A 3101-nucleotide genomic window follows, 5' to 3' on the forward strand; every position below is an offset into this window, starting at 1 on the left:
TCGGAGGGTGACGGCGTATGCGCCGTGCTGTGTCGTGGCCGAATTCAGTTCGCTGGGTGTTCCTGATGCTCGTGGTCCCCGGGCTGCTGCAGATTCCCGCGCTGCCTGTGGCCGCCGCGCCGATGGCGATCACCCAGCCGCCGCCGGACACTCCGGATCAACTGTCGGGGTCGGCAAAGGGATTGCCGCATCTGGTGGGCACGGCCGCGACCACGACCTCGGCCGAGGAGCCCGAGGGAAAGCCCCGCCGGAAGCTTCCCGAGGGGGCACTGCCGATCGATGATCGTCTGTTGCCGCCGTATCAGGGCAGCGCCCCCTCCCCGGCCCCTTCAGACCCCGCCCCTGAACCGGAGCCGGAGCCGGAGCCTTCGGAGTCGGGAACGGTCACGGCGAAGAAGCCGTCCGGTGGGGGCCGGGCCGCGCTGCGGCCTGCGGCGGGCGGGGCCGTGGCGCCGCCCTTTGCGGCTGTGGGCGTGGCCGCTGAGGCGGCGTTGTCCGGCCCGCAGGTGGAGGATCTGTGGCCGCTGCACGGCGCGCAACTGGGCACGCTGACCCCCACGCTGACCGCCCACGCAACGGCCGGGGCCTCGCCGGTGCGCTACAGCTTCACCGTCTGCCGGCTGCCCGATGTGATCAACAGCCCGGCCGACGTGCTGCAGGGTTGTCAGCTGTTTCCGAACGCGGTGGCCGCCTCGGGCCAGCTGGCGCCGGGGGTGAACTCCTGGACGGTGCCCGCCGGGAAACTTGCCTGGGCGCAGGGCTATGTGTGGTGGGTGACGGTCACCGCCTCCTCCGGCGGGGTGAGCACCGAGTCGGAAAAACGCACCTTCGTCACCGGGGCCCGGCAGCCGGCGATCGGCTCCCAGCTGGCCGCCCGCGGCGTCAACGGCCAGGAGTTCCACCAGCTGGCGGGCAACTACACCACCGAGAGCACCGATGCGACGCTGGCCACCGCCGGGCCTGCGCTGAGCGTGCGCCGCTCCTACAACAGCCGCGACGCTCGCCGGGACGGACTGTTCGGCGCGGGCTGGTCCACCCGCTTCGACATGAGGATCGAACCCGAGGCGAGCGGGGGACTGCTGGTCACCTACCCCGACGGCCGCCGGTTGCGGTTCGCGGCCCGCGGCGACGGCGGCTTCCAGCCGCCGCCGGGTATGTTCGCCACCCTGGCCGAGGTCGGCGGCGGCGGCGGGTGGAAGCTGATGGACAAGTCCTCCACCACATACGTGTTCAACGCTCAGGGGCGGCTGGTCAGGGTGGTCGACCAGCACGGCCGCGCCCAGGAACTCGTCTACGGCACCGGCGGCAAGCTGGCCGAGGTCACCGCGGCGGGCGGCCGGTCGCTGACGTTCACCTGGACCGGTGAGCACGTGACGTCGGTGGCTGTCCCGCCTGTCAACGGCACCCCGCTGACCTGGACCTATGAGTACCAGGGCGACAAGCTGACCAAGGTGTGCTCCCCGCTGGGCGCCTCTGGCTGCACTGTCTACGGCTATGCCGGCGGGTCGCTGTATCAGGGCGTGGTGCAAGACGACGAACCGGTGGGCTACTGGCGGCTGGGCGAGCCGGCCACCGGCCCCACCCCGACCCCCAGCCCGATCTGCATGATCACCCCGCAGGCCTGCCAGCCGCAGCCGACCGCCCAGGCCGGCAACCTCGGGTGGGGGTCGACGACCGCCACCTACAACGGCGTCACGCTGGCCCAGCCCGGTGCCCTGGGCGGTTCGAGTGACACCTCGGCCGCCTTCTCCGGCACCTCCTCGATCGCGCTGCCCGACCACCTGATTCCCCGGCTGGGCGGGCAATTGTCGGTGGAGACCTGGTTCAAGAGCACCGGCTCGGGCATCATCGCCTCGGCCTCCGACACGACCGGAGCGCTGCCCGGGATCGGCCAGCCGCTTTTGTATGTGGGGGTGGACGGCAAGCTACGCGGTCAGTTCCGCGTCACCGGCACGAGCGGCGCGATCATCTCCCCGATCACCTCCACCGGGGTGGTCAACGACGGTGTCTGGCACCACGTGGCCCTGACCGGCTCGGCCACCACCCAGACCCTCTACCTGGACGGCGCCTTGGTCGGGTCGTTGACCGGCGCCATCGATCATGACTGGCTGCGGCACGCCACCGTCGGCACCGGCCGCACCACCGCGGCCTGGCCCTCATCGATCTCGGTGCCGGCCGGGCAGAGCGCACCGTGGGGGTTTGCCGGCGGCATCGACGAGATCGCCGTCTACGACCGCCCGCTGAGCGTCACCGAGGTGGCCGAGCACCACGCCGCCGCCCAGGCCGCCCCGCACCTGCTGACGAAGGTCACCCTGCCGTCCGGGCGGGTGTGGATGGAAAACACCTACAGCGGAGCCAGCGACCGGATCACCACGCACACCGACCAGCACGGCGGTACCTGGACGATCGGCGAACCGGTCTCTGCGCCGGTCGCCGGAATGTCCACCGTCACGGTGACCGACCCCAAGAACGAGACCCTGACGTTCGAGCACGACGCCTGGCGCGGCGACCGGCTGGTGTCACGGACCGACCAGCTCGGCAAGAAGACCAGCTACACCTACGACACCGGCGGATATGCGGCCTCCGTCGTTGACCCCAATCAGAACGTCACCAAGACGACCCAGGACAAACGCGGCAACGTCTTGACCAAGACCGTCTGTTCCATCGCTGGCAGCACCCCGGGACAGCCCGCCTCTGACCCGGACCTGGCATGCGCGCTGTCGCAGCGTCCCCCGGAGTGGTACTCCTACCATCTCAACACCGGCGACGAATTCGACCCCAGAAACGACCGCCCGATCACCTACCGGGACGCCCGCTCGGCCAGCGGCAGCGACAACACCTACGCCACCGTCTTCGAGTACACCGCCCACGGCGAGCTGGCCAAACAGACCACTCCCGCCACGCCCGATTTCCCCAACGGCCGGTCGGACCTCTATGCCTACACCGACGGCACCGAGGCGGCGGTCGGCGGCGGCACCGCCCCGGCCGGGCTGCTGAAGTCGAGCAAGAACGCCAAGAACGAGGAGACCACCTACCGCTACACCGCGGCCGGGGACCTGGCCGAGCAGACCAGCCCATCCGGCCTGGTCACGGCGTTCACC

General features: G+C 70.8%; 1 protein-coding gene. It reads left to right on the forward strand.

What is annotated here, in order from left to right; genetic code table 11:
- Window positions 1-65: 65 nt before the first annotated feature.
- A partial coding sequence (locus PKF00_RS43780) for a LamG-like jellyroll fold domain-containing protein (protein ID WP_271223711.1) occupies window positions 66-3101 on the forward strand: 3036 nt, incomplete at its 3' end.

Origin of the sequence: Streptosporangium carneum (assembly GCF_027922005.1) — a bacterium.
Lineage (GTDB): Bacteria > Actinomycetota > Actinomycetes > Streptosporangiales > Streptosporangiaceae > Streptosporangium > Streptosporangium carneum.